Origin of the sequence: Bacteroides cellulosilyticus DSM 14838, from assembly GCF_000158035.1 — a bacterium.
Classification (GTDB): domain Bacteria; phylum Bacteroidota; class Bacteroidia; order Bacteroidales; family Bacteroidaceae; genus Bacteroides; species Bacteroides cellulosilyticus.
This window is the reverse complement of record NZ_EQ973490.1, coordinates 1,536,243-1,562,712: the sequence shown is the minus strand read 5'-3', so window position 1 is coordinate 1,562,712 and position 26,470 is coordinate 1,536,243. Positions and strand designations below refer to the sequence as shown.

Here is a 26,470-nt window from a genome sequence, read left to right as displayed (position 1 = left end):
AAAACCGCGAATTTGTGGATAGAAAGCGGTAAAAGCTGTACTTTTGCCAAAACATTCCGCAACATGAGAGTACTTATAATCAATACGTCCGAGAAAACAGGCGGAGCCGCCATTGCCGCCAGACGCCTGATGGAATCGCTCCATACAGCGGGAACAGACGTGAAGATGCTCGTCCTGCACAAGGAAAGCCAATCGGAACAGGTGATCCCTGTAGGCAAAGACTGGCAAAAGAAATGCACTTTCCTCTGGGAAAGACTGGTTATCTGGACGAATAATCTCTTCAGCCGGAAGAATCTCTTTACCGTCTCCATAGCCAATACAGGCTTCAACGTCACCAAACTGCCTGCCTTCCGGGAAGCCGACATCATACACCTCCACTGGATAAACCAGGGAATGCTTTCACTGAACAATATACAGGAAATCTTCGAATCGGGCAAGCCCGTTGTCTGGACCCTGCACGATATGTGGGAATGTACCGCCATCTGCCACCATGCCCATACCTGCACCCTCTTCAAAAACGAATGCAGAAACTGCCGCTTCCTGCGCTTCCCAAGCAACAACGATCTGGCGCACCGGGTATTCAAGAAGAAACAAAAACTATTCAGTCATGCCAGCCCCCTGAATATCGTCGCAGTCAGCACATGGCTTTCCTCACAAATACAGCAAAGCACCCTACTTAAAGAGAAACCTGTATCTGTGATCCCTAATACACTCTCGCCTACCGACTTCCGAATGATGGACAAAGAACTGTCCCGAAAGGAACTGTCCCTGCCCGATAAACATATCATTCTGTTCGGAGCCGCCCGCATCGACGATCCGATCAAGGGAGTGGAATATCTGCTCCAGGCCATCCGGTTATTGATTGAAAAGAAGCAATTCCCGCAGGAAAAACTTCACCTGGCACTGTTCGGCAAGATCAAATATCCGGAGAAACTTCTCAACTCCATCCCCGTCAGCTACACCTATCTGGGACGAATAGGCGATACAAACAAACTCTCGCAACTATATTCCGCCGCAGACGTCACCGTATCCGCCTCTTTCTATGAGACATTCGGCCAGACTCTGATCGAGGCCCAAGCCTGTGGTTGCATTCCGGTTTCTTTCGGCAACAGCGGACAGGCCGACATTATCCGCCACAAAGAGAACGGCTTCCTGGCCGACTACCTCTCTGCCGACAGCCTGGCAGAAGGCATCCGATGGGGAATATCCGAAGCCCGGACAGCCATCTCCAAAGAAAATATGCGAAGCGAAGTATTCAGGAAATACTCCGGTGAAGTCGTTGCAAAGCAATATCTCAATCTCTACCAAAACTTAATCAGAAGAAAGGTAACACAATGAGAATACTACTTATCAATACAACAGAAAAGATAGGCGGCCCCGCCGTAGCCGCAAGCCGCCTCATGGAAGCCCTCAAGAATAACGGCATCAAAGCCAAGCTATTGGTGCGCGACAAACAGACCGAACAGATCACCGTAGTGGAGTTGCCCCACAACCTGCGCATGGTATGGAAGTTCGTATGGGAGCGAATCGTTATCTGGAAAGCCAACCATTTCAACAGAAACCACCTCTTCGCCGTAGACATTGCCAACGCCGGCACGGACATCACCAACTTGCCGGAGTTTCAGCAAGCGGACATCATACATCTCCACTGGATCAACCAGGGGATGCTTTCTTTAAAGAACATCGAGAAAATTCTGGCTTCGGGCAAGCCCGTAGTCTGGACCATGCACGATATGTGGCCCTGTACCGGCATCTGCCACTACTCCGGCGGATGTACGCATTACGAAGAGGAGTGTCATCATTGCCCCTTCATCCACAACGGAAGCCGGAAGAAAGACCTTTCCCACCGCATCTTCCTCAAAAAGCAAAAGTTATATGAGGGCCGTCATATCAACTTTGTAGCCTGTAGCCACTGGCTGGAAGAACGCGCCCGGAAGAGTGCCCTCTTCAGCGGACATGCCATTACCAGTATCCCCAATCCTATCAACACCAATCTCTTCAAGCCGCACAACAAAAAAGCCGCACGGGAGAAATGCAGGCTTCCGCAGGACAGCAAACTGGTTCTGTTCGGTTCAGTGAAGATAATGGATACCCGGAAGGGAGTGGAATATATGATTAAAGCCTGCAAACTCTTGGCAGAGAAGCATCCGGAACTGAAAGACCAACTGGGTGTAGTGGCCTTTGGCAACCAGTCGCAACAGTTACAGAATATGTTGCCTTTTAAGGTTTATCCGCTCGACTTCGTCAGCAACGAACATCAGTTGGTAGATATCTACAACGCCGTCGACCTCTTCGTCACCTCATCGCTGGAAGAGAACCTGCCAAACACCATTATGGAAGCCATGTCCTGCGGTATCCCTTGCGTAGGATTCAACGTAGGCGGCATACCGGAGATGATAGACCATCTGCACAACGGCTACGTGGCACAATACAAATCAGCCGAGGATTTTGCCAACGGCATCTACTGGATACTGACCGAGCCCGAATATACCACCCTCTCCGAGCAAGCCTGCCGGAAAGCCGTTTCCAATTATTCGGAAAGTGCCATTGCCAAGAGATACATCGACGTTTATAACAAAATAACCGGAAGACATGCATAACCGTCCCACACCCAAGTTCAGCATCATCACCGTGACCTACAATGCCGAGGCCGTATTGGAAGACACGATACAGAGCGTTATCTCACAAACCTACCACCACGTAGAGTACATCATCATAGACGGTGCATCCAAAGACCGCACCCTCGCCATTGCCGAAAGGTATCGCGACCGTATCACCCTGCTTGTCAGCGAACCGGACAAAGGACTGTATGATGCCATGAACAAAGGCATCCACCTGGCAACGGGCGACTACCTCTGTTTCCTGAATGCCGGAGACAGTTTCCATGAAGACGACACCCTGCAACAAATGGTGCATACTTTAGGAATCGGCGAACTGCCGGACGTACTATATGGCGAAACCGCTTTAGTAGATAAAGAAAGGCATTTCCTACGTATGCGCCGCCTCTCCGCCCCCGAAGTGCTGACATGGAAGAGTTTCAGGCAAGGTATGCTCGTTTGCCATCAGGCATTCTTCGCCAAACGGAGCCTGGCGGTACCATACGATATGCAATACCGCTTCTCCGCCGACTTCGACTGGTGCATCCGCATCATGAAAAAAGCGCGGACGCTGCATAACACGCATCTCACGCTTATCGATTATCTGGAAGAAGGTATGACGACGCAGAACCAAAAGGCTTCCCTGCGGGAACGCTTCCGCATCATGGCGAAGCACTATGGACTGATAAGTACCGTGGCGCACCATGCATGGTTTGTATTCCGTCTGCTGCTGAAGAAATAGTACCTGGCTTTCAACACCTTACGGCAAGTAATCCGCAACCCCGCATTCAAGTTTTAGTTTCATGCCGTGAAACTCACAGTTTCAAGGCATGAAACTGTTGGTTTCACCTATTGAAACAGGAAGTTTCACGGCATGAAACTAACAGTTCCAAATGGAGAAACTGATAGCATCAAACAGACAATAGTTTCTTCAGCTCCTTCACTCCTTCCGAAGCACCCTTCTGAATGATATGTATCTGCCTCATTGAGTGCGTATCCACCGGTTTCGGATCAATCAGATATACTTCTGCCGTTCGAGGCACATAGTTCAGCAGTCCCGCTGCCGGATATACATTCATCGAAGTACCTATAATCACAAAGATATCCGCTTTCTCTACATAGTCGACAGCCGTTTCTATCTCCGGCACCGCCTCGCCAAACCAAACAATAAACGGACGCAACTGCGAACCGTCGCCCGCCTTGTCACCCATCTTCACCTCATATTCTTCCGGTTTCAATTCCTTTACGTAGCGAGGATTGTAAGGGTCACGACTGGAACACACCTTCGTCAGTTCACCATGCAGATGAATGATGCGCGTGCTCCCGGCACGCTCGTGCAGATTATCCACATTCTGCGTAACCACCGTCACGTTGAAGTCCTTCTCCAGCTCGGCAAGTCCGATGTGCCCTGCATTGGGCTCCACATCAAGCAACTGCTTACGGCGCTCGTTATAAAAGTTTATCACCAGCTCCGGATCGCGCACATATCCTTCGGCACTGGCTACCTGCATCACCGGATATTTGTCCCACAATCCGCCTGCGTCCCGAAACGTACTGATACCACTCTCGGCACTCATACCGGCACCGGATAAAATCACTAAATTCTTCTTCATACCAAAATCTCCTTTCTATTATAGCAGTTTCTTTTCTACAAAAATACAGAAGATTGCCGAAGTTGCCACAGATATAAGAAAATTTAAAACCTAAAAGCATAAATCATTCAAATAAAACACTTACTTTTGCGACTTGTAATTTTGCAACTGATTGAAAGAGATAATACTTTCAGTCTCAACCCCAAAGATATATGGATAAATTCAGTTACGCTATCGGCCTCGGAATAGGTCAAAATTTATTAAGTATGGGTGCAAAAGGCATCGAAGTAGATGACTTTGCACAAGCTATCAAAGACATACTGGAAGGAAACAAAACCGCCATCTCACACGCAGAGGCACGCGATATAGTAAACAAATACTTCGCAGAACTGGAAGAGAAAATGAATGCAGCCAGCATAGAGCAAGGCGTACAGTTCCTGGAAGAAAACAAGAAACGCCCTAATGTGGTTACTTTGCCAAGCGGCCTGCAATACGAAGTCATCAACGAAGGCAAGGTAGGCACTTATGCAAAAGCCACCGACCAAGTGAAATGCCACTACGAAGGCACACTGATTGACGGAACCCTGTTCGACAGTTCTATCAAACGCGGACAACCCGCCGTATTCGGTGTGAACCAGGTTATCCCCGGCTGGGTGGAAGCGCTTCAGTTGATGCCCGAAGGTGCCAAGTGGAAACTTTATATTCCTTCCGATCTTGCCTATGGCGCACAAGGTGCGGGCGAAATGATACCGCCTCACAGCACATTGATTTTTGAAGTGGAATTACTCGAAATATTATCCCAAAAATAAAAATAAACAGTAAAAGCAAAATGAAAAAAGTAACATTTATCATGGCTCTTGCAGTAGGCGCAGGTTTAGCTTCCTGTACTGCACAAAGCCCGAAAGCAAATCTGAAAACAGATGTTGACTCATTGTCTTATGCCATCGGTATGGCTCGTACAGAAGGTCTGACTCAGTACCTGATGCAACAAGGCGTTGACACTACTCAGATGGCTGAATTCATCAAAGGTTTCAACGAAGGCGCTGCTAAAACCAGCAAGAAAGACGTTGCTTACATGACCGGTATGCAAATTGGTCAGATGGTAGGCAAACAATGGGTAGAAGGCTTCAACCAACAAATCTTCGGTGGCGACTCTACTCAGACTATCAGCCGTGAAAACCTGTTGGCAGGTTTCATAGCAGGTATCACAGACAAGAGCAACGTTATGACTAAAGAAGCTGCTACAGCTTACATGCGCGATGGTATGGAAGCCATCAAGGAAAAAGCTTTAGCTGTCAAATACGCTGACAACAAAGCTGCCGGTGAAAAATACCTCGCTGAAAACAAAGGTAAAGAAGGTGTTGTAACTACTCCGAGCGGTCTGCAATACAAAATCATCACCAAGGGTACAGGCGCAATCCCTGCTGACACCAGCAAAGTGAAAGTAAACTACAAGGGTACTTTGATTGACGGTACTGAATTCGACAGTTCTTACAAGCGCAACGAACCTGCTACTTTCCGTGCCAACCAAGTTATCAAAGGCTGGACAGAAGCCCTCACAATGATGCCTGTAGGTTCTAAGTGGGAACTTTATATTCCGCAGGAACTGGGTTACGGTGGCAGAGAAACCGGCGGTCAGATCAAACCGTTCTCTACCCTGATCTTTGAAGTAGAGCTCGTCGGCATCGAAAAATAAGTATCAGCCGAAGATTTTTTCTTCAACGGTACAGACTTAGCGGGCGAAACGGATGTAAACAAAAACATCTGCTTCGCCCGCTTCTTTTTTACTCTTTCCCTATTTTTTCCTCCTTTTATATAGAGAAATTAAAATAAAGTCCTATATTTGCTTACTATTTGATAAAAACAAGAACTTACACAAATTGATATTATGGAAAAAATAGACAATCTTGACCGGCAGATTCTGGAAATCATCTCTCAGAATGCCCGCATTCCTTTCAAAGATGTAGCTGCTGAGTGTGGCGTATCACGTGCTGCCATTCATCAACGTGTGCAACGTTTGATAGATTTAGGTGTCATTGTCGGCTCCGGTTATCATGTGAACCCCAAATCTCTGGGCTACAGAACCTGCACGTATGTAGGTATCAAGTTAGAGAAAGGTTCCATGTACAAATCAGTGGTTGCCGAAATGGAGAAAATACCGGAAATCGTGGAATGCCACTTCACTACGGGTCCTTACACGATGCTGACGAAAGTATATGCACGCGATAACGAGCATCTGATGGACTTGCTGAATAACAAAATGCAAGAAATTCCGGGTGTAACCGCTACCGAAACGTTGATTTCACTGGAGCAAAGTATCAAGAAGGAAATTCCTATTTGCCCGGAGAAATAACAGATAATTTATGGAATTCTTAAACGAATATCATCTTTCGGGACTGTTCATCGGCATTTGTACATTTCTTATCATTGGATTGTTTCATCCTGTGGTAGTGAAAGCCGAGTATTATTGGGGTACCAAGTGCTGGTGGATTTTTCTTGTATTGGGCATCGGGGGCGTTGTGGCCTCGCTTTGCGTAGAGAATATCTTGATTGCGTCCCTCTTGGGCGTATTTGCTTTCTCTTCGTTCTGGACCATCAAGGAGGTCTTTGAACAAGAAGACCGCGTAAAGAAAGGTTGGTTCCCCAAGAACCCCAAACGTACGTACAAGTTCTAAAAACAAAGCAACAAACAGTATATTTTGCCCGAAAGGTTTGCATATTTCAACTGAATATACTATTTTTGTGCCCGCTATCCGATGAGGATAACACCGGACTTGTAGCTCAGTTGGTTAGAGCAACAGACTCATAATCTGGAGGTCCCTGGTTCAAGCCCAGGCTGGTCCACAAAGAAAAAAGGCTGATTCCTAAGGGAATACAGCCTTTTTCTTTATGGAGACCTCCGATTAAGGGTCTGTTGCTTTAGTAGTTTTAGCCTTAAATTGATGCAGTTGTTTCACTATTGTTTCACCAGTTAAACAACATGTAGTATGCTGACAATCAACGCAGAAGTAGTAAAAATCCAACGGCAATCAAATGAATGTTTCACTGTAAGACTTAGATTTACTCTTAACAGACGAATGAAAAGATTGTCTACAAGTCTATTTGCAACCTCCAAAGACTTGACTAAGGACTTAAGAATCAAGCAATCATCTCCTTTGAGACAGGAAGTAAACGACCTTATTCGTTGCTATCAAAACAAGTGTGCCAAACTTCAAATTGAACTGAATAACTACACCATTGACGATGTAATGGACTACTTAAACGGGGAACATCAGAAGCAGCAGACCATTGACTTTATAAAGTTCAGTCGTGAGTGGATTTCTTCTGCCACAATTAAAGGTGCGCCCAATTACACCACTGCCACTAATGCCTTGGTACGGTTTGTTGGTAAAGAAGAATTGGATGTAAATCTGATAACCTTAGATTTCTTGGAGCAGTTCAAAGTATTCTTGATTGGAGAACGTGAAGCACGTACCAAGAAACTAATGCAGCAGGGTAAGCGTGTTCCTTCTAATCGTTCACTATCCCTTTACTTGATAAGCATTAAGAAACTGTTCAAAGAGGCTCAAAAGAAGTACAACAAAAGGGAAAAAAATCTCATACTCATACCCAATTCTCCATTTGCAGACTTCGAGATACCTAGACAAGAAGCAACCCGTAAAAGAGCTATTCCAGCAGACATCATCAAAAAGGTATGGAAGCTACCCTATAAAGACATGAAGAAGGGGTACAAATCAACTTGCCGTTACAACTTGGCTAAAGATTGCTTCATTCTATCATTCTGTTTGATGGGGATTAATTCTGCCGACCTTTACAATGTCACGGAAAGAACAGGTGACACCATTACTTACAACAGAACCAAGACCAAAGCTCGTAGATTAGATGGTGCAAAAATGATGGTGAACATTCCAAAAGCAATTCTTCCACTGGTTGAGAAGTACAAAGACCAAAGTGGCAAACGACTCTTTAATTTCTATCGCTACTATGCAGATGAAGGAAACTTCAACAAAGCCATCAACTACGGCTTGAAAGAAATTGGTGGATTGTTGGGTGTAGATGATTTGGAGTACTACGCAGCCCGCCACTCATGGGCTACCATTGCACTCAACAAAGTAGGTATTGACAAGTACACTGTACACGCTGCATTAAACCATGTTGATGAATCAATGAGAGTAACTGACATCTACATTGAACGAGACTTCGTGAATGAGAATAAGGCTAATGCAAAAGTCATTAAGTACGTGTTTGGGAAGTAGCTTTTAATTAATCCCGCTTACAGTAATGTGAGTGGGATTTTTTAACTTTGTAGTCTAAATGTAAATGCATTATGACAAGTTACACACTACCAATTCCAGAACTTAAAAGACTGGAACCAATTCTAGAAGAACTCTTTGGCTACAGACGTGCCATGTTTGAAAATGAGCTACTAAACGTTTACCGCACCAAGTACCCTAATGGAATCAGTAAAGAAGTAGCTAATAATTACATGATTGCCTGTCCATTTTTAAATGAGATTGCAGTGGATAATGGTGCGTTTGATTACCACCGTTACGCACCAAGACCAGCCTCAACAAGCATGGAACTTGATGTGAAAAGTTTCATTATGGACACAGAGCATGAGATTACGATTGTTCTTTCCAATGATACCATCTTAAAACAGTTAGACAAATTGTTGCAGGACTATGGAGAGAAAGACAGCAGCGAAACAATCAGAACAACTCTTCTTATCGTAGCTGCCATTTACGACAAGCATGTAAAAGAGGAACTCTACACAGAAATTACCATGTCTGAGAATACGCTTCCTTATCTCCAACAAGTCCGTCCAGAAATGTTAAAGCTCTTTGAGTTGCTTAATACTAAGAGATACTCACCTAGCAAGAAGAAAGAATTAAGAGTGTTCAATCCTATCACTATTGATAATGGAGTTAAGAAGATCACACTAGATAATTCATGTCATTGGCTGACTGACTTACTGGACGACTACCTGCAAATTTACTTGGGAGTTAAAAGTCTGGAAGAAGCCCAAGCAGAACTAAAGGAAGTGTATGCAGAGAAAAAAGGCAGGAAAGCTAGTAATGTAGCTTGTAATCTTATCATGTACGGCACATTCCATCTCTTACAAAAGTACTCGTCATTGAAAACCAAGAGCGAACAGATACGTATGACATTGGACTACATGAAACTACTGTTTGAAGAAGGCAGTTACAATGTCGATGAGAACTCAACCAATGCAGCTATTGCTTACTTAGTGAAACAAGGGTACAAACCACAATGGAAGCCCAAGCAGACAGAAGACTACAACTTCTCACCTAACAATCAATCTACAGAATACCTCTGGTAATTAAAAATCTACCAATCCTCACAGACTACCATGTAATTGCATGGTAGTTTTTTTATGTCCTTAAATGAGCTAACTCACTGATAACCTACAATCTAAAGAATACCCCTCAAATCGCTTCTTATTCTTTATTACCCACCTTCTAAGTATTCCCCAACTTTGCAATGTCAAAACGAGAGCATTGAATAACTGACAGGACAAGTTCCTAAAGAATAGAACTGAAATCAGAACTTATTCTTTATAGCACAGCAGTTAGGATAGCAGTAGCTTTGCACCGCAATCAAACGTTAAGGGTGCACACTTAACCAGAGATTGCAATTATTAATAACTATCTAAATTTTAAAAAGTATGGAAACAAATTCATTAAAAGCGATTGAGAATGTAAACACAGTAGCTAACAAAGCAATGGCAACCATGTGCACCAAAGAGTTAAAGAAGCGTCTTGCTAAAGAAGAGAGAGACTTAAAGAGTTTAATCAGTAAGAAGATGAATGATACTATCATCAATGCCCAACAGGAAATTATAGCCCAACTGCAACAAGAGATTGTACAAGCTGAAAGCAAGAAGCAGGCATCTACTGTAGCTCTGAAAGATGATGCAATCACGTTCAGACTGGCTAAGGACGGTAAGGTAGTGTCAAAGAAGATAGCCTTAGTTGAGCACAACAGGGTTATCAACTCCAAGAAAGTGGATAAGTTCATCGCCATTATTGACAATGGCAAGTATGAAGAAGCCTACCCAATCATTGTAGTAGAAGCCAAGGCATTAATAGAAGCAGGATTTACTGTAACAGACATCAACGGCAGAGAGTTAAGTATAGAGGAAGCAGAAGGTTACTACGTGATTCTGGACGGACAGCACAGAAGTACTGCATTTGCCAAGTTGAATGCAACTAAAGGTGGTATAGTTATCCCTAATGTATTTGTCAAGGAAGTTGAGAATGTAGGGGAATACTTGGTAGACATCAACACTGTCAGCAACTGGGACAAGAGAGACAGACTGACAGTAGCCGCTCTGACATCAGAAGAAGCATTGTTCAAGAATGTGGCAGAACTTATCAAAGAGGGGTTCAATCCTACAACGGCAGGTCTGATTTATACAAAGAAGAGCATATCAGAAAAAGCACTTGACAAGGTGTTGAAGGGTGAAGAGTATAAGCTGCCTAAAGGTACGACAGTTGAAATTGAGAGAGGAAACAGATTCATTACACTATGTAAAGCTGCCCACATCACAGTTCCTTTCCTTACAAAGCGATACTTCATCAAAGGATTTAACAGCTATGCTAAGATAAATGGTGAGGAGCAGGCATTTGGGGCATTGGACAAACTGAAAGTTCTGAATCTTAATGAAGAGAGACTGAAGCAAGTCAAAGAGGAGGATGACTTCCAAGTAATGCTTAAAGAAGCACTGGAAGCCTAACTCCAATTAGACAGAGAGCCAATGTGACAGGTTGGCTCTTCTACTCCAAATTCTCAGAAAGTGGTGATTTTCCCCTATACAATAATGCTGATTACCCAAAAAACAGAGCTAAGAAATGCCTAAAGTCTGATTAATTGGGCAACAGGTAGCAGTTTGTAATTCACCAAGCAGAGATGATGATAGAGTAAATTTTTCAAGAAAGTGGTGAATCTTCCTATTACAATAGGATGGTTTACCCTAAGATTTGGAGTTAAGGCTCTCCTAAAGTACGAGAATTAAGGTCACAGATAACAAATTTAAAATCACCAAAGATAAATGATGATACCCTTTAAAATTCAAGAACGAGATGGTTTTCTCACCATGGACGACTTCCCAGAAAACTGCATTTTTAATAAGGTCAAGACGGGATGCGGTGCTACTACAATAGCACTTACTAATAATGAGAATTACATTATTGCCGTACCTACAAAAGAGTTAGTAGTTAATAAGTGCTACCCACCTAAAGACAAGGATGGCAACGATAACATTTGGAAGAAGTCACAGATTCAACCAGGCGTAAGTCCTGTTAATGAGAACTTGTTTGGCTTGTATGGCAACCTCAACAGGACAGTAAAAGCCAAACTAAAGAAATTCCTTACAAAGGACGGGAAAAAGAAGATACTTTGTACTTATGATAAGGTAAGCACGTTAATTCCCCTCATTAACCCACTGGAATTTAAAATACTTGTAGATGAATACCATAACCTTCTGAAACAATACGGCTTTAGGACAAAGGTAATAAATCAAGTAATAGAGAAATTTGAACTCTTCAAATCTCATTGCTTCTTAACTGCAACCCCAATTCCAGAGCAATTTAAGCCTGAAATTTTCGCAGGAATTACAGAGTACGTTGCTGATTGGAAAACAGTAGATAAGATAACAATCTATCCTTGTTTGTGCCAAAGTGCAAGTACTACGGCAGCTAAGATTATCAAGCACTATCAAGACAATGGTTACTTTGTACTGGATGGAGTAAAGAGTGAGGAAGCATACTTCTTTGTCAATAGTGTAAGAGAGATTAAGACAATACTTACAAAGAGTAAATTAACTAATGATGATTGTAGAATTATCTGTGCAGATGACGAACTGAACCACTACAAATTGGAAGGTTTTGAAATTTCCAGTTCAACAGCTCCTGCCAAACGATTTACATTCGTAACCTGCAAGGCATTTGAAGGAGTAGACTTCTACTCTGAAACTGCAATTTGTTTCATTGTTAGTAGTAGCAATAATAAGCACACTCTAATCAGTATTGACATGGACATTCCCCAAATTGCAGGACGTATCAGAACCAAATCCAATCCGTTTAGAAACAAGATTGTTCACATCTTCAATCCTAAGGCTATTAATTACTACCGTCCATTTGATGTAATGAAGGAGGAGATAGAGGACGAACTTGCTACTGCCCGCAAAAGAGTAGAGCAGTTGAATAAAGAACCAGATACAAAGATACTAGAGCAGCAGGATAAGGAATTTGAGAAACTAGGTATTGATACATACATTATTAAGAGGAACGATAGATACGAAGTTAATGACATGGTTGCCCAATTAAAGCTATACCAACATTGGACTATGCGTATCGTTTACAAGTCAGCAGAATCACTAATAGAAAGTTACAAAGAGCTAGGAATGGTAATAGGCAAAGCACATGAATGGGACATTAAAGATGAAGATGTTATGAAGAAAGCTCTTACACCTCCCCAATTCAGAGACAGGCTCAAACGTTTCTGTGACTTAAAGGAGAAAGCTACTCTAACGGATAGTGAGAAGCAAGAACTAAAAGACATTACAGACAAGTATCCATTCTTAGAACAAGGATGTGAGAAACTTGGGATAAATCAATTAAAGAGAACAAGAACCATTAAGGAAATTAAGGCATTGATTGAGTAAGATTAAAGCTCCAGACCATTCATAAGGTTTGGGGCTTTTTTGTATCATGCCAACTCAAAATGTAAGGTACTTAAATTTCTACCCCCTCCCCTTCAAGCATGAGAAGCATTTCCATTTAGACTTTACGTTCTTACGAAGTGATTACATTGATTTCAGAAGAATGGCTTACATGGAAATTTAAAAGAGATGTATGTCTCAAACTCTTCTTTTCTGTTACCCTTCACACCCTTCCTACCAATCAATAGGAAAATGAAAGCTAAACATGAAACAGCTTCCCAACCCCAAACGAATGAAATTTTTAATTTGTCAGTTCTGCCAAGTGCAGATAATTAAAGACTGACTACAAAAACACACATTCGTAATGAGATTGGAAAGTACTTTCATGCAAAGCGTTCATTTTGTCTACATTCAACTGATTACTAATCTTAAACAATGCGTATGGAGAAATTAAAGATTGTATTAACGCTAGGAGTTATCTTAATCCTTCCTGTAGTCCTAATGCCACAGTTTTTCATTGGTTTACTTGTTCTGACTGTGGTGTGTTTCGCACTCAGACGAAGAGCTTTTTAATACTAACTTAATGAATTACAAATTATGGAAACATTACAGATTACGCCAATAATGGCACAAAGGAGAAGTTTAAATTTTGGTGAGTATGCAGAAGACGCTACTTTAGTAATGGAAGAACAGCCCACAAGGGAAAAGAGACCGTTATTCATTGAAGCCAACACGATTGAAGCAAGTTTGGAGCATTTAAGAAATGATTGTATCATTCCTGTATTCGCAAAGGATAATGAGGCTACCTTATCTCATGTGGCTTTCATTGAAACTGTGCAAGACGCTGCAAGGACATTCTTTCAAGGTGAACAAATTGAATTGCCTGACATTCGTGTTTCTCATGTGATTAAGGGCAGAATACCAGAAGCAATCCATAAGCCTGCCAATCAATTACTGGAAAGTGACAAGACTATCTACTACGAAAGATGCGCTTTTGTCATTCAAGTTCCTACGATTTACGAGACAGTAAACGGTAACAGGTTGACTCTTACTATTGGCGGAGTTCGTGCGTACAACCATACGAACTTATACAGTAAGAAGACAGCAGAACGATTTAAAGTATTCATTGGCTTTACCTGTAAGGTCTGTACGAACTTGTGCGTATCAACTGACGGGTATCTTTCATGTTTGGAAGTTACCAATACGAATGAGTTGTACCGTGCCATCTTGGAATTGTTCAACCGTTATGATCCAGCCAAGCACATACATTTGATGCAAACACTTGGCAACTCTTACTTAACGGAACACCAGTTTTGCCAATTACTTGGGAGAATGAGACTTTACCAGTCATTACCACAGAGCCAACAGAAAGCCATACCAAGAATGTTACTAACTGACAGTCAGATTAACAATGTGGCGAAGTCTTACATTCAAGATGAGAATTTTAGTAGCTTGGGGAATGACTTATCAATGTGGAAGTTCTACAATTTACTTACTGGTAGTAACAAGTCAAGTTACATAGATTCTTTCTTGGACAGGGCTTACAATGCTACAGAATTGGTTACTGGAATTGCAGCCGCTTTACATGGAGATGAGAAATACCAATGGTTTTTAAGTTAGTGGTATTTGAGAATACACAAAATTGTCAAATGCTTAATTCTTGAAACTATGGTACAAAAGTTATTCTATGTATTGTTATTTGTCGCCACTATGCTTGTGGCTATGCTATCATTTCCTTTAATCATGGTTGGCTATGCTCTCTTAATTGCCTACGCTCTTATCAAGGGTAGCTAACCATGTGTTCAAATTGGGAGCGTGTTCAAATTAATCTGGAAAGATGGTTTGAATACATTCCCTTATGTTATTAACTTAATCAAAGAATTAAATGAGAACAAAAGCAGTGATTTATGCTCGTGTTTCATCTGTTAGTGACAGACAGGACACAAGCAGACAAATTGAGGATTTAAGAAAGTATGCCAACTTACGGGACATTGAAGTAGTTGCCACATTTGAAGAACACATAAGCGGTGCAAAGAAGAATGAGGAACGCCAAGTTCTTACGGAATGTTTGGAATACTGTACTACTAATTCAGTTCATTACTTGCTACTATCTGAACTTTCCAGACTGGGCAGAAGTACATTACAAGTGCTTCGCTCATTAGAAGTACTACATGAAGCCAAAGTTTCCGTTTACATTCAGAACTTGGGACTTTACACACTTCAACCAGATGGTAAAGTAAATCCTATCGTTTCCATTCTGATTACCATACTAGCGGAAATGTCTAACATTGAGAGAAGCAACATTGTCTATCGTTTGAACAGCGGTAGGAGTAATTACATTGCCAAAGGTGGGAAATTAGGACGGAAGACAGGCAGCATCAAAACGGAAGAAAAGAAACGGGAAGAGTACAAAGAAGTAATTCAACTGTTAAAGAAGGGCTACTCTGTTAGAAATGTAGCCAAGTTACAAGGAATTGGCATCTCCACAGTTCAACGGGTGAAGAACATCTTTGTCAATGCCTAGTCTTTTTAATTGGTTGGGAGGAAATTTTTAAAATTCTACCTTTATGAGGACTTGGCTAATTTCCTCCTAACCTTAAAATGTTGAGTAGAAGTCAGCCTCAACGATTAATAAACAATAGTTCTTGCTAATCAAACGTAAATTCGTAACTTTGTAGCAATTTCAGAAGCCTAATGCGTTAGGGCTGGAAGGACTTATTAAGAAAACGAAGAGCGTTTAAAGCATTATCCTGTCATGAAATCTGGACAATTTCATTCTCCAAGGATAATAGGCAAGAACGCTCACGCTTAGTTTGTTGTTATCAACTTCTCATGTGCATGGGAAGGCTGCATAATTACATTAGGCGTGGGCTATTGTTTATTACTTGGAGATGGGCAGTCCAGAGCCTCATGACGGTAATAATCAGTAGTTCCCACGCTTCTTCTGTATGTAACAGTCAACCATTGGGAACTGGTTGACATTAAAAAAGCATGTAAAAAAACAGAGAGTTTGAATTAACCAATCAATTGACAGTTCTTTTAAGGAGTGTGCAGCCTTTGCTGTGTTCCTCACACTCATTTAACCTATTACTAATGCTTTCTGCAAGGAACGTAGAAGCACAAACAGATTTATTACAATGAAAACTTTAAGATTAATTGGAATGGCGATTGTAGCCGTAATTATGAGTGTTAACTTTACTGCATGTAGTGACGATGACGATGAAGGAGAAGGCAATAACGGTACTAGTAAGAAATTCATCTCTGCGACATACGAATCTGGGGATGCATCCTCATTTGAGTATGATAACCAAGGAAGAATTACGAAGGAAGTGTGGGATGAATACGAGCTTCGCCAAGAAATTACAGAATTTACTTATGAAGCAAATAGAATCATAGCAACGGCTTATGACATAAGCTCTTCCAGTAGTGCTGATGAGAAATGGATAACCAACTATGAATTAAAGGATGGCATCATAGCTAGCAAGGTTGAGTATAACCCTGAAGGAGAAGCAATCGTTAATGTCAAATACAATTATGACAGTTCAAAACAACTTGTTTCCATTGAATACAGCAACTCTTACAATACTAACAGCGAAAAACTAGTAAAATTCATCTGGCAGAATGGCAACATCACTTCTATGATTGATGATGATGCTACAGAATTGTCTTACACTTCACTTCCTTACCAGTTCCTAGGTGAAGCAACCAATGTGTTTGATCCAGATTTAATTAACAACACACTTTTTGCCCAAGGATTCTATGGTAAATGCCTCACAAATTTAGTCAAGACTGAACGAGGCTATGACCATTATGATTACATCTACACAACGGACGAGGAAGGCTATGTAACCAAAGTCATTATGGAATACGAAGACGGAGACCAATGGGCATGTTATTGCTCTTGGAAGTAAAATGTACTAAAAAGGTAGAACGACACTGAATTAGCTTCAATGTCGTTCTACTTGTGTCTTTTTTTTCTTCACTAACTTCCGCTTATCTTCTTTAGTAGCCTTCTGGAAATACTTCTCTAGCAATTCTCTTGTTACAGGCATGTAAGTCACATCTGTTGTTACAATCTCCCTAACTTCTTGTGGCATGTAATACACAGCGTTGTCCTTCTTTGTCACTCTCATTTTGGTTAATGTAAATAGGTTGGTAATTAATTAATCTTCACAAAGGTAATTAGATTAAAGACTAAAAACTAATAGCAAGAAAGACTTCCTTGGTACTTAGAGTAGAGATGCAATCATAGTACAATCAAGAGTAATGCAATTAAGCCATACAACAATCAATTGAGTTACTTAGAAAAAAACGCTCAATTACAGCCTTTTAGTTAACTAAATTAAAGACTAAATTTGCAATACACAATTAAATTCATTACCTTTGTAACAGTAATTGATGTTTCACTATTGTTTCATCATCAGTTATTAGCGAGTTAATTAACTTAATGAGAATCAATGCATTACCAAAGGAAACTATTAGAGCCTCATAATCTGGAGGTCCCTGGTTCAAGCCCAGGCTGGTCCACAAAGAAAAAGGCTGATTCCTAAGGGAATACAGCCTTTTTTCTTTGTAATACCCCTCCAGTTATAAGTCCGTTGTTTTAGTAGTTTTAGTCTCAAGTTAGGCAATTGTTGACCTATTGTTGCCCCCAAACCAAGCAATTTAGAATTTACTCCTAAAAAGTATAATAAGAGAAAAAACTCATTTTATGAGTTGCTTATCATTCTAAACTTATTATATTTGCTCCCATAATCTAAAAAATGAAAGGTGATACTAGAGAAACAACATATTGATTTTGAACAGATTTATCTTTCTTATTTCTCGAAAATGAAACGTTTTGCCCGAGAATATGTCTTATCGGATGAAGATGCAGAGAATATAGTACAAGATGTTTTCCTCGATTTTTGGGAAAAGAAAGAACTATTGCCACTACCTATCAATATTCTGGCCTATTTATTCACTTCTATAAAAAACCGTTGCATTGACTTTCTACGGCACAAAATAGTGCAGAAAGAAGTAGAAAATAAAATGCAGGAAGAATATAGATTGACCTTACAAATGAAATATTATTCTTTAGGAGAATTAGATGAAGGGATTTTTGAAAAAGATGATGTAGAACAATTGCTCTCTAAAGTAATAGATTCGCTGCCTGAAAGATGTAGAGAGATATTTTTGAAAAGTAAGATAGAGGGCAAAAAGCAAAAGGAAATAGCAGAAGAGATGAACATTTCAATTAATACGGTTGAAACTCAGATGGGAATTGCCTATAAAAAGCTACGAAACGAACTAAAAGACTATTTTCCTCTTTTTATCTTTCTGTATTATTTGTAACCTGAACAAAAAAAGTGATTTTCTTTTAGCGGATTCTTTTTCTACATTCGTCTATACTATGAATTAAGTCATAAAAAGATGGATGAACGTATATTAAAATATTTCCAAAACAGCCTAGCACCCAATGAGAGGTTGCTACTTCTTCGTGAAATAGAGAAAAATGAGGAGCTAAAAAAGCAGTTTGCCGAGTATCAGAATATCCAGGCATTACTGAACTTATCCTCACACACAGAAGATAAGAAAGAGGGAAAAACAAGCTATCAGCATTTCCAAAAACGGATAAAAAGCAAAAAAATGCGTATTTGGCTGGTGAAAACAATGAAATATGCAGCTGCAATACTCATTTTAATGATAAGCACATATCAGCTATCTATTTGGCAGATGTCACATAAGCTACAAGATGACTTCCAAGTGCAAACCAATACTTTATATGTACCAGCCGGGCAACGTGCTTGTATATCTTTGCAAGATGGTACCGTGGTCTGGTTAAATGCTCAATCGACCTTGACCTACCCCTCGCATTTTTATGGAAAGGAAAGAACTGTTTCCATTATAGGCGAAGCCTTTTTTGAAGTAGCTAAAGACAAAAACAGACCTTTCATCGTAGCGGCTCAAGATGCGAAAATACAAGTATTAGGAACAAAATTCAATGTATATAGCTATCCGGATAGCAAACAAATCAGGACAAGTCTGATTGAAGGTGCCGTTCAAGTGTTCTACAAGAGTAAGCAAGTTATATTAAGGCCCAATGAAGAAAGCATTGCACAAGACGGGAAATTGACAGTCAGCAATATAAAAAATCCTGATATGTTATTATGGAGAAATGGCATCTACAGCTTTAATAATGAACGCTTGGCTGACATTGTTAACAAATTGGAGCTATATTATGATGTCACAATCAATATTGCAAATCCCAAATTGAAAGATATAAATTATACATGTAAATTCCGTCAAAGAGATGGAATAGAGAAAATACTACATACCATTCAAAAGATACATCATTTCAAAATTGAAATAGACAAAGAAAATAACGTGATCACCTTAAAGTAATACAATTGTTTAACCCTTAATACATTATCCACATGAAAACATAGAATTATAATCAAAAAGGCGACAAGTGCACCACCACCTGTCGCCAGTAGAAAGTAAACACCGGAAAAAAATTTAGTATTCACTCTAAATACAAAGATATGAAAATAAATCCTTTGTTATCACTCTTTATTGTCCAAAATCAAAGCTTTAAAGATTATTTTAGAATTATGAAAATCTCTTTATTCTTGCTATTTGCTTGTGCCCTCCAATTACTGGCAGTAAATACAGAAGCACAAAACGCAGTCATAACCTTTCCTTCTAATTCTATATCTGTAGGTCAGTTAATAGAAGAGATAGAAAAGCAGACAGATTACTTAGTTGTATATAGCAATCGCGAAATAGATACCAACCGGCAGGTCATTATACAAAATAAATCTGCTAAGGTATCTTCATATTTGAAAGAGACATTGGCGAAAGTAGGTATTAGTTATAAATTCGAAAACGATTATATTATTTTATCGAAAAATACCAGCTTATTAGATCAGATACAACAAGAAAAAATAACAGGAATAGTGACTGATGTAAAAGGAGAGCCGATTATAGGTGCAAATGTCAGTGTTATAGGTAAATCAATAGGTACAATTACAGATATAGATGGCAAGTTTACCATCCAAGCTTCACTAGGAAATACCCTTCAAGTTTCATTCATTGGCTACAAAACTCAAACCACCAAAGTTGCAAACAAACATATCACAATTGTTTTACAAGAAGATATGGAAATGCTTGATGAAGTGGTTGTAATTGGCTATGGAACTGTGAAGAAGTCAGACTTGACAGGTTCAGTTTCTTCCATTTCACAGAAAAATATAAAGGACCAGCCAATGACTCGATTGGATCAAGCTTTAAGCGGAAGAATTCCCGGCGTCGTTGTTATAACAAACTCCGGTGCACCGGAGCAGAGTACCCAAATTCGTATACGTGGTGCAAATTCTATTTATGGTGGAAATTCACCACTTTATATTGTAGATGGGGTACCTAATACCGATTTATTTAACAATCTGGCTCCTAATGACATACAATCGATAGAGGTCCTGAAAGACGCTTCGGCAACTGCTATTTATGGTTCTCGCGGTGCAAACGGAGTAATACTGGTCACTACCAAAAGAGGGGCTGAAGGTAAGACAAATATTCACTTGGAAACAGAACAATCAATATCTACCATTGCCAAAAAGCTAGATCTATTAAGTGCAAGTGAATATGCAGAATTCTATAATGAGTATCGTCGGGAAAAGGGGGCTAATCAAGATTTCTTTTCTCCCGATGAAATCACTCAGTGGAAAAAAAATGGGGGTACAGACTGGCAAGATCTAATGTTCAGAACAGCTCATACTCAAAATTATAAACTCTCTATTTCAGGAGGTATTCCGAAACTTCAATATTTGGTATCTATGAATATGATGGACATAGAAGGCATTTTGAAGGAATCGAAAAGTCAGAAATTCAGTTTACGGTCTAATATAACTGCTGATGTAACTAATTGGTTGAAAATGAACTTAGACGTAAATGCAGTAAGACGAAAAACAAATAAAAATGGTCCCCGTGGAGGAGTCGGAACTATTATAGCAGATGCAATTACCTATAGTCCTACCTTGAAATTAAAAGATGAAGAAGGAAACTGGTTGAGAGATAATATCAATTCAACAAAAGATAACCCTTATGGCCGATTAACTCAAGATTTGGATGAAAGTTACACTAATTATCTAGCAGCAAATTTACAGTTTATGGTACAATTACCAGTAAAAGGGTTGAGTTTGAATTTCCAAGGTGCTGCCCATTATAAAGATTACAAGAATCGTTGGATGAAGTCGAATGCAAAGGATTTACGAGCTCAAAACAATTCTGCAAATAATAATCAAAACGATAGTTTTGACTGGTATAATGTAAATCAAATAAATTATGCAAGAGAATGGAAAGAACATAAGTTGAATCTTATGGGAGCCATAGAATTATCACAATCAACAACTACAGGATTGTCTAATGAAGTAGCTAACCTGAGAACAGAATCTGTTGATTTTTGGAATTGAGTTTGGGAGATATGAATCTGTTTAGCAATTCATTTTCACGCTCTTCGCTGGTTTCACTTATGGGACGTGCAATGTATCAATTCAAAGATAGATACTTACTTACTGCGACTATTAGACGAGATGGTTCTTCCAAATTCCAAGGTAAGAATAAATGGGGAAATTTTCCATCAGTTGCCGTTGCCTGGAGAATGTCAGAAGAATCTTTTATAAAGAATCTCAATATTTTTGATGTCTTAAAGTTAAGAATGAGTTGGGGCAATACAGGTAACCAAGCCATTGGAGCCTATTCAACCTTAGGGCTTCTAGCTGAGTCGAAGTATGGTTGGGGAGGTACAAGTGATTATCCCGGATACGGAGTTTCCGGACCTGCCACTCCTAATCTGACATGGGAAAAAACTACTCAATATGATTTAGGCTTAGATATGGCATTTGCAAATAATAGAATTCTGGCAAATATCGATCTATATCAAAAGAATACAACCGGGTTGTTACTAAAGAAACCTATACCATACTATGATGGCGGAGGAACCACTTGGGTAAATCTTGGTGAAGTGAAAAACAGAGGTATTGAATTCTCTTTAACCGGAATTCCTATTCAAAACAAAAATTTAATATGGGAAAGCACATTTAATGTATCCTACTCAAAAAATGAAGTTATCAGCTTAGGAGATGAAACAAGATTACATCCGGGAACAAAATTAGACCAAGCTTCTCTCAATACGGCCGTATTGCAAGTAGGAAAACCATTAGGTAGTATCTATGGATATATTTGGGAAGGTTTATGGCGTACTGACGAGGCCGAAGAGGCAGCCAAATGGGGGCAAAAGCCAGGAGATAACAAATTTAAGGAGAAAAATGTGAATTACAAATTGGAATCTGATGACGCAGATATTATCGGACAAGCATTTCCTGATGTAATATTAGGATGGAATAATACCATCAAATGGAAGAATTTAGATTTTAATTTATTCTTTCAAGGTTCACTGGGAGCTGACCGTTTGAATTTATCACGCTATCTCACCAATGAATGTGTCAGTGATTCACGTTTTATCACCTCTAAAGAAGGTTATTATAACAGATGGACACCCGAAAATCAAAATACTAAAATACCAAACCCGTTCAGTTCGACAATCAATTCCAGATTTGAAACTGCTCAATATTTGGAAAAAGCTGATTATCTAAGATTAAAGAATATAAGTATTGCATATACAATCCCCAGAGCAAAAACAAAATTTGCAGATATCAGAATCTCCCTGAGTGCTCAAAACCTGTTTACGATCACGTCTTACACAGGATATGATCCGGAAGGAACTATGGATATCACAAGCAATGGCGGCAATAGTGACATTAACGCAGGCGTTGATGGCGGTTCATACCCATTACCAAGAACATTTACTTTGGGGCTTGGATTCTCATTTTAGTTTAACCAATAAAATAGATGCAAAATGAAAAAAATATTGATTTATAGCATATTATTATTTGCTTTATGTTCTTGTGACAATTTCCTGGAAGAAGACCCTCGTGGTAAACTTACCCCTTCCTCTTTCTTCTCAAGTCCGGAAGACTTGGATATGGCTATAACTGGGATGTACAACAAATATTACCAGACTAATGCTCGCGTCTTCAGAGCCATTTATGTGTGGTGTGCAGATGATGTAACAGCCCATAGTGGTGGTAATAAGTCACGTTTTTCGGAATATGACCGGTTTAATTTCAACTCGGGAAATACAGATATTCTTGAAATGTATCAACTCTATTATCAGACAATCAAAGCTTGCAATTATGTAATTAATAATGCAGAAAGAACACCGGTTGAGAAATCTTTCCTGGAGCCGAGACTGGGACAAGCCTACTTTTTAAGAGCATTAAACTATTTTATGCTTGTACGCATTTGGGGACGTATACCTCTAGTCACAGAGAATGAGATAAATTACAATACCCCAAAAGCAGAGGTGAATAAAATATATGAATTAATAGAATCGGATGCATTAACAGCAGAAAGAATGCTGCCGGATAATCATAAGATAGCCCCCTATTTTCAGAACGGAATTAATGTAGCTCCTAACAAAGGCGCTGCAAAAGCTTTACTAGCCTCTGTTTACATGACGGAAGCAGGCTGGCCTTTGAAAAAAGGAGCGGAATATTATGATAAGGCGGCTGCAAAGTATAAAGAAATCATTGAAAACGAAGATACGTATGGTTATATATTAGAACCGGACATACGTACATTGACTAAAGAACCTGAAGCTAATTACTCCAAGGAAATAGTATTTGGAGAGTTCCATAACAAAACGAAAAACTATTTCTCTGGACCCAAAAGCGAATTACCAGAGGAGTCCGGCGGATGGTGTGACTATATGGTTGAATTGGAATTCTTTAAAAGTATGCCGGAAGGAATACGCAAGGGTGCTTGGTTCCTGACCAAGGTGACGATGACCGGGCAGGAGCGTAACCCAGAAACGGGACGCTATCCATTACTAAATTGGGATGATCCCGCAACCAATCAGAAACATCCTTATTGGAAGAAAAATATAGAAAGTTCAGACTGGGTATTTAATTATGATGACGGGTATTATGAAACCAAAGGAATTTCAAGCGCAAGCGGGAAAACCAGAATGATATTTAGATATGCTGATATCTTACTATTGTACGCAGAAGCAGTTGCTTATGGAACTAAGAGTATTGATGATTTAGCATTTGACTGCATGTGGAGAGTACAAGAAAGAGCTGGAGTACCACTTATTTCAAAGGATGTCACTAAAGAATATTTCCAAAAAGCTGTTCTGGATGAGAGACGGTGGGAAACCGCAGGTATGGAACATAGCTGTATGGGGCGTTTCTTTACTATGCAAAGACATGAGATTCTTCATTTGCAAAAGAATTATAGAGATGCAGCCGAGCTTTCTTTAAATCCCAATTTAACATTAAGCGAAGAATTCTATTATTTCCCGATACCAGACAATGAACTCTTGATAGTTCCTGGATTAAAAGATTAATTCTACTTTTCTAAAATGAGGGTTTTAAGAGTTCGCGTTTCTTTTGAAACCCTCTTTCATTTATAAAACATTTAATATGAGATACTTTAGTATAATATTTGTATTATGCTTGACCCTTTCTATGGTTCAAGCTCAGCAAACCTCTTTTGTAAATCCTTTCATTGGTACTTCCGATGATCATGGACAAACCGATCCATCCGCAACCATTCCGTTCGGGATGATTAAACCGGGGCCAGAAACTATACCTCGCGGAAACGGAGGTTATGATTATCAATCACAACAGCTGAAAGGATTCTCACAGACCAGAATGTCTGGAGTAGGCTGTATAGGCGTCGGAGGAAACCTGCTGATAACACCTTTTGTCGGAACAGCATGCAAGACTTTAAAAATGGATAAGGCGTCAGAAACTGCAATTCCCGGATATTATAGCGTAACTTTAGATAATCAACTTAAAGTTGAAATAACCACAGGTAGGACTGCAGCTATCTATCGTTTTACCTATCCTGCTACAGAGACCGCCGGCATAAAAATAAATTTCAAACATTCTTATGGTAAGCATATTGCCGAAGAACATAGCATTATAGGAGACAATGCAGTAAAAGGATTTGTGCGTTCTGCTTGCACTTGTGATTTAGGCAGTTACAAATTTTATTATTATATTGAAAAAGATAAATCTACTTATGAACCAGAAGATAACGATTCAGAATTACTATGGAAGTTTCAAACAGAGCCTAATGAACAAATTATACTGAAAATAGGATTATCCTCTGTCAGTGCAGAAGAAGCTGAAGCGAATCTCAAAAAAGAGTGCTCGAATCAGTCTTTCGAACAGATACGCACCAATGCACGTATTGCCTGGGAAAATCTATTGGGACAAATACAAGTCGAAACTTCTGATGAAGATTTAAAAACATCATTTTATACGCGGCTCTATCATGCCTGCCAGACCCCTTTCACAATCAATGATTATTCCGGTAGTTATAAGGGAAGTGACGGAAAAGTATATAAAAGCCAGCAGTTACCCTATTATCATGGTTGGTCTATTTGGGATACCTACCGAACAAAATATCCTCTGTTATCTATTGTTTGTCCCACGGAATACAAGCACATGATCTCCTCACTTGCGGAATTATACAAACAAGGCAAGCCTCGTTCTGCAACAAAGACAGAACCATTTCTGACAACACGTACTGAACACTCTATTATCACGATTTTAGATGCATTACAAAAAGGAATGTTTGATGGTTCTCTCGACGAGCTACTTCCACTGATGCTAAAAGAGGCAGAAGATATCTCCAATGACTCACCGGACAAAGCATTGGAACGAGGATATGATTTCTGGGGAGTTTCTGAACTCGCAGGGAAAATGGGTAATAAAGAGTTAAAAAAAGAGTTCTCTTTACGCTCAAAAGAATACAGACCAATATGGTTACAAAAATTTAAGGACATTGGTCCAACTTCAGATATAATGCATGGTGACGGTTTGTACGAAGGTACTATATGGCAATATCGTTGGTTCGTACCTCATGACTTCGATTGGGTTATTGCGACTTTGGGCAGCAAGAAAAAGGTTTTGAGTGAATTAGATTATTTCTTTGAGAACAATTTATTCAATATGGGAAACCAACCTGATATACATGTTCCATTTTTATATTATTACCTTGGAGCGCCATGGAAAACGCAAAAGTTAGTCCACCAAATATTACTTGAACCGACCACTAATTATTATGGGACACATGAAAAGTGGGAAAAACCTTATATCGGCAAAATCTTCAATACCACTCCACAAGGGTACTTGAAAGAAATGGATGATGATGCCGGAACCATGTCCTCTTGGTTTGTGCTCTCTTCCATAGGACTATTTCCTGTCTGCCCGGGTATACCCTATTATTGGATAAATGCTCCGGTCTTTGATACGGTTACATTACACCCAACGTCTCAACAAGAATTTAAAATCTATGTAAATCGCCCTGATGCAGAGTGTATCTATATTCAAAAAGCAATTTTAAACGGTAAAGTTTTAAATAGAAGTTGGTTAAGCTATGACGAAATCATGCAAGGCGGAGATTTGACCCTAGAGTTAGGAAAGCTTCCTAATAAACATTGGGGACATAATACTGATTTTATAAAGTCACTATTTAAAAAATAAATT

The 26,470-nt window shown here is 39.8% G+C and carries 22 protein-coding genes and 1 tRNA gene; 21 read left to right on the top strand and 2 right to left on the bottom strand.

Translation table 11 applies throughout. The annotated features are described in order from the left end of the window. The first annotated feature begins 63 nt into the window (after positions 1 to 63). Genes BACCELL_RS10270 through BACCELL_RS10260 form a run of 3 tightly spaced genes read left to right on the top strand, consistent with a single transcriptional unit; the run spans position 64 to position 3,339 of the window. The gene (locus BACCELL_RS10270; protein ID WP_007211691.1) at positions 64 to 1,338 is read left to right on the top strand and encodes a glycosyltransferase; all 1,275 of its coding nucleotides are present in this window, start codon (positions 64 to 66) and stop codon (positions 1,336 to 1,338) included. Next, positions 1,335 to 2,600 carry a glycosyltransferase family 4 protein gene (locus tag BACCELL_RS10265; protein WP_007211690.1) on the top strand — a complete coding sequence of 422 codons (1,266 nt, stop codon included), beginning with the start codon at positions 1,335 to 1,337 and terminating at the stop codon, positions 2,598 to 2,600. The genes BACCELL_RS10270 and BACCELL_RS10265 overlap by 4 nt, the downstream gene beginning before the upstream one ends. Continuing rightward, on the top strand, positions 2,593 to 3,339 hold the full coding sequence (locus BACCELL_RS10260) for a glycosyltransferase family 2 protein (protein WP_007211689.1): 747 nt from the start codon (positions 2,593 to 2,595) through the stop codon (positions 3,337 to 3,339). Before BACCELL_RS10265 ends, BACCELL_RS10260 begins: the two co-directional genes overlap by 8 nt. A 169-nt stretch (positions 3,340 to 3,508) precedes the next feature. On the opposite strand, the gene BACCELL_RS10255 is transcribed toward BACCELL_RS10260, so the two are convergent. Next, on the bottom strand, positions 3,509 to 4,210 hold the full coding sequence (locus BACCELL_RS10255; protein WP_007211688.1) for an SIR2 family NAD-dependent protein deacylase: 702 nt from the start codon (positions 4,208 to 4,210) through the stop codon (positions 3,509 to 3,511). A 191-nt stretch (positions 4,211 to 4,401) separates the two neighbouring features. Here BACCELL_RS10255 and bamJ (BACCELL_RS10250) point away from each other — a divergent pair, with 191 nt between their 5' ends. The 12 genes from bamJ (BACCELL_RS10250) to BACCELL_RS25725 all read left to right on the top strand — a co-directional run bounded on the left by bamJ (BACCELL_RS10250) (position 4,402) and on the right by BACCELL_RS25725 (position 16,783). Beyond that, complete coding sequence (gene bamJ / locus BACCELL_RS10250; RefSeq protein ID WP_007211687.1) at positions 4,402 to 4,998, top strand: BamJ family beta-barrel-assembly machinery protein; 597 nt, start codon at positions 4,402 to 4,404, stop codon at positions 4,996 to 4,998. Between the two features lie 20 nt (positions 4,999 to 5,018). Further along, positions 5,019 to 5,885, top strand: coding sequence for a BamJ family beta-barrel-assembly machinery protein (gene bamJ / locus BACCELL_RS10245; protein ID WP_007211686.1), 867 nt, complete (start codon positions 5,019 to 5,021; stop codon positions 5,883 to 5,885). A 192-nt stretch (positions 5,886 to 6,077) separates the two neighbouring features. Further along, positions 6,078 to 6,542 (top strand): Lrp/AsnC family transcriptional regulator, encoded by a 465-nt coding sequence (locus BACCELL_RS10240; RefSeq protein ID WP_007211685.1) that lies wholly within the window; start codon positions 6,078 to 6,080, stop codon positions 6,540 to 6,542. A 10-nt stretch (positions 6,543 to 6,552) separates the two neighbouring features. Beyond that, the gene (locus BACCELL_RS10235; RefSeq protein ID WP_007211684.1) at positions 6,553 to 6,864 is read left to right on the top strand and encodes a DUF4491 family protein; all 312 of its coding nucleotides are present in this window, start codon (positions 6,553 to 6,555) and stop codon (positions 6,862 to 6,864) included. A gap of 95 nt (positions 6,865 to 6,959) precedes the next feature. Beyond that, positions 6,960 to 7,033, top strand: a tRNA-Ile gene (locus BACCELL_RS10230). A gap of 143 nt (positions 7,034 to 7,176) precedes the next feature. Further along, complete coding sequence (locus tag BACCELL_RS10225; protein ID WP_007211683.1) at positions 7,177 to 8,445, top strand: phage integrase SAM-like domain-containing protein; 1,269 nt, start codon at positions 7,177 to 7,179, stop codon at positions 8,443 to 8,445. 152 nt (positions 8,446 to 8,597) lie between these two features. Beyond that, the gene (locus BACCELL_RS10220) at positions 8,598 to 9,530 is read left to right on the top strand and encodes a hypothetical protein (RefSeq protein ID WP_242577616.1); all 933 of its coding nucleotides are present in this window, start codon (positions 8,598 to 8,600) and stop codon (positions 9,528 to 9,530) included. Between the two features lie 345 nt (positions 9,531 to 9,875). Then, complete coding sequence (locus tag BACCELL_RS10215) at positions 9,876 to 10,946, top strand: ParB N-terminal domain-containing protein (protein ID WP_007211681.1); 1,071 nt, start codon at positions 9,876 to 9,878, stop codon at positions 10,944 to 10,946. Positions 10,947 to 11,264: 318 nt separating this feature from the next. Continuing rightward, positions 11,265 to 12,875, top strand: a complete 1,611-nt coding sequence (locus BACCELL_RS10210) for a hypothetical protein (protein ID WP_081450810.1) — start codon at positions 11,265 to 11,267, stop codon at positions 12,873 to 12,875. A 594-nt stretch (positions 12,876 to 13,469) separates the two neighbouring features. Beyond that, on the top strand, positions 13,470 to 14,492 hold the full coding sequence (locus BACCELL_RS10205) for a DUF3871 family protein (protein ID WP_007211678.1): 1,023 nt from the start codon (positions 13,470 to 13,472) through the stop codon (positions 14,490 to 14,492). A gap of 265 nt (positions 14,493 to 14,757) precedes the next feature. Further along, positions 14,758 to 15,396 (top strand): recombinase family protein, encoded by a 639-nt coding sequence (locus BACCELL_RS10200; RefSeq protein ID WP_007211677.1) that lies wholly within the window; start codon positions 14,758 to 14,760, stop codon positions 15,394 to 15,396. A gap of 613 nt (positions 15,397 to 16,009) precedes the next feature. Next, the gene (locus BACCELL_RS25725) at positions 16,010 to 16,783 is read left to right on the top strand and encodes a DUF4595 domain-containing protein (RefSeq protein WP_007211676.1); all 774 of its coding nucleotides are present in this window, start codon (positions 16,010 to 16,012) and stop codon (positions 16,781 to 16,783) included. Between the two features lie 36 nt (positions 16,784 to 16,819). Here BACCELL_RS25725 and BACCELL_RS10190 read toward each other — a convergent pair whose 3' ends face one another. Continuing rightward, positions 16,820 to 17,005 carry a hypothetical protein gene (locus BACCELL_RS10190; RefSeq protein ID WP_007211675.1) on the bottom strand — a complete coding sequence of 62 codons (186 nt, stop codon included), beginning with the start codon at positions 17,003 to 17,005 and terminating at the stop codon, positions 16,820 to 16,822. Between the two features lie 637 nt (positions 17,006 to 17,642). Between BACCELL_RS10190 and BACCELL_RS10185 the strand changes: the two genes are divergently transcribed. The 6 genes from BACCELL_RS10185 to BACCELL_RS10165 all read left to right on the top strand — a co-directional run bounded on the left by BACCELL_RS10185 (position 17,643) and on the right by BACCELL_RS10165 (position 26,467). Beyond that, positions 17,643 to 18,206 carry an RNA polymerase sigma-70 factor gene (locus BACCELL_RS10185; protein ID WP_007211674.1) on the top strand — a complete coding sequence of 188 codons (564 nt, stop codon included), beginning with the start codon at positions 17,643 to 17,645 and terminating at the stop codon, positions 18,204 to 18,206. Positions 18,207 to 18,284: 78 nt separating this feature from the next. Then, the gene (locus BACCELL_RS10180; RefSeq protein ID WP_007211673.1) at positions 18,285 to 19,256 is read left to right on the top strand and encodes a FecR family protein; all 972 of its coding nucleotides are present in this window, start codon (positions 18,285 to 18,287) and stop codon (positions 19,254 to 19,256) included. A 140-nt stretch (positions 19,257 to 19,396) separates the two neighbouring features. Next, positions 19,397 to 21,322: a SusC/RagA family TonB-linked outer membrane protein gene (locus tag BACCELL_RS27615; RefSeq protein ID WP_007211672.1), complete on the top strand. Its 1,926-nt coding sequence runs from the start codon at positions 19,397 to 19,399 to the stop codon at positions 21,320 to 21,322. A gap of 11 nt (positions 21,323 to 21,333) precedes the next feature. Beyond that, complete coding sequence (locus BACCELL_RS27610; protein ID WP_282705114.1) at positions 21,334 to 22,743, top strand: SusC/RagA family TonB-linked outer membrane protein; 1,410 nt, start codon at positions 21,334 to 21,336, stop codon at positions 22,741 to 22,743. A gap of 24 nt (positions 22,744 to 22,767) precedes the next feature. Beyond that, positions 22,768 to 24,318: a RagB/SusD family nutrient uptake outer membrane protein gene (locus BACCELL_RS10170; RefSeq protein ID WP_007211670.1), complete on the top strand. Its 1,551-nt coding sequence runs from the start codon at positions 22,768 to 22,770 to the stop codon at positions 24,316 to 24,318. A gap of 76 nt (positions 24,319 to 24,394) precedes the next feature. Next, a complete protein-coding gene (locus tag BACCELL_RS10165; protein ID WP_044153577.1) occupies positions 24,395 to 26,467 on the top strand; it encodes a GH92 family glycosyl hydrolase in 2,073 nt (690 codons plus the stop codon). Positions 26,468 to 26,470 lie beyond the last annotated feature (3 nt).

Excerpts from the sequence above, each read along its gene's own strand:
- BACCELL_RS10265 (WP_007211690.1), top strand. The coding sequence starts at position 1,335 with ATGAGAATACTACTTATCAATACAACAGAAAAGATAGGCGGCCCCGCC.
- BACCELL_RS27615 (WP_007211672.1), top strand. The coding sequence starts at position 19,397 with ATGAAAATAAATCCTTTGTTATCACTCTTTATTGTCCAAAATCAAAGC.
- BACCELL_RS10190 (WP_007211675.1), bottom strand. The coding sequence starts at position 17,005 with ATGAGAGTGACAAAGAAGGACAACGCTGTGTATTACATGCCACAAGAA.
- BACCELL_RS10210 (WP_081450810.1), top strand. The coding sequence starts at position 11,265 with ATGATACCCTTTAAAATTCAAGAACGAGATGGTTTTCTCACCATGGAC.
- bamJ (WP_007211687.1), top strand. The coding sequence starts at position 4,402 with ATGGATAAATTCAGTTACGCTATCGGCCTCGGAATAGGTCAAAATTTA.
- BACCELL_RS10180 (WP_007211673.1), top strand. The coding sequence starts at position 18,285 with ATGGATGAACGTATATTAAAATATTTCCAAAACAGCCTAGCACCCAAT.
- BACCELL_RS10240 (WP_007211685.1), top strand. The coding sequence starts at position 6,078 with ATGGAAAAAATAGACAATCTTGACCGGCAGATTCTGGAAATCATCTCT.
- BACCELL_RS10200 (WP_007211677.1), top strand. The coding sequence starts at position 14,758 with ATGAGAACAAAAGCAGTGATTTATGCTCGTGTTTCATCTGTTAGTGAC.
- bamJ (WP_007211686.1), top strand. The coding sequence starts at position 5,019 with ATGAAAAAAGTAACATTTATCATGGCTCTTGCAGTAGGCGCAGGTTTA.
- BACCELL_RS27610 (WP_282705114.1), top strand. The coding sequence starts at position 21,334 with ATGAATCTGTTTAGCAATTCATTTTCACGCTCTTCGCTGGTTTCACTT.
- BACCELL_RS10220 (WP_242577616.1), top strand. The coding sequence starts at position 8,598 with ATGTTTGAAAATGAGCTACTAAACGTTTACCGCACCAAGTACCCTAAT.
- BACCELL_RS10205 (WP_007211678.1), top strand. The coding sequence starts at position 13,470 with ATGGAAACATTACAGATTACGCCAATAATGGCACAAAGGAGAAGTTTA.
- BACCELL_RS10270 (WP_007211691.1), top strand. The coding sequence starts at position 64 with ATGAGAGTACTTATAATCAATACGTCCGAGAAAACAGGCGGAGCCGCC.
- BACCELL_RS10260 (WP_007211689.1), top strand. The coding sequence starts at position 2,593 with ATGCATAACCGTCCCACACCCAAGTTCAGCATCATCACCGTGACCTAC.
- BACCELL_RS10225 (WP_007211683.1), top strand. The coding sequence starts at position 7,177 with ATGCTGACAATCAACGCAGAAGTAGTAAAAATCCAACGGCAATCAAAT.
- BACCELL_RS25725 (WP_007211676.1), top strand. The coding sequence starts at position 16,010 with ATGAAAACTTTAAGATTAATTGGAATGGCGATTGTAGCCGTAATTATG.
- BACCELL_RS10170 (WP_007211670.1), top strand. The coding sequence starts at position 22,768 with ATGAAAAAAATATTGATTTATAGCATATTATTATTTGCTTTATGTTCT.
- BACCELL_RS10165 (WP_044153577.1), top strand. The coding sequence starts at position 24,395 with ATGAGATACTTTAGTATAATATTTGTATTATGCTTGACCCTTTCTATG.
- BACCELL_RS10255 (WP_007211688.1), bottom strand. The coding sequence starts at position 4,210 with ATGAAGAAGAATTTAGTGATTTTATCCGGTGCCGGTATGAGTGCCGAG.
- BACCELL_RS10215 (WP_007211681.1), top strand. The coding sequence starts at position 9,876 with ATGGAAACAAATTCATTAAAAGCGATTGAGAATGTAAACACAGTAGCT.
- BACCELL_RS10235 (WP_007211684.1), top strand. The coding sequence starts at position 6,553 with ATGGAATTCTTAAACGAATATCATCTTTCGGGACTGTTCATCGGCATT.